Annotated in this window: 1 protein-coding gene; it reads right to left on the bottom strand. The window is 41.8% G+C overall.

The window, feature by feature from the left end; genetic code table 11:
* Positions 1-339, bottom strand: a 339-nt coding sequence (locus tag AC1DUA_RS40745; protein WP_477505030.1) for a hypothetical protein, incomplete at its 3' end; no start/stop codon positions are given.
* Between the last annotated feature and the right edge of the window lie 82 nt (positions 340-421).

The raw sequence follows: 421 nt of genomic DNA, 5'->3' as shown, positions 1-421 counted from the left end.
CTCTATGATTGCCGCAAAGCGCTGTTCAAACATATCCGGTAGCCCATTTATAAATTCAAAACGCTCTAGTAATACAGATGTCGTTCGATACTGGAGCTCAATTATATCCAGATCGAAGTTCGTGATTCGTTCAACCCGGGATGGTTCCTTGACAACAACATCCCTCTTCTTGACCTGATCGATCGTCTTGATGAACTCATTCACGGCCACATGGGAAATTGTCTGCTTCGCTTTCTTCGAACACATCTCAGCAATCTGTCTGGTAGACTTCCCGGCAGCGAGCGCGTCGGCAATTAATTTTTCAAGTCCAAGTTTCTCGATTTTGCTCTGTCTGCCCATAAAATCACCGCTTTCTGCTGTTAAGTTTTGTTAAGGTATTTGTAAGATTTTTGTTAAGTAAATGACAAAAAAAGCCTTATAT

Source organism: Paenibacillus sp. 01T422, assembly GCF_056398785.1.
Note: the sequence above shows the minus strand (reverse complement) of the source record. Positions and strands in the feature narration are given on the sequence as shown.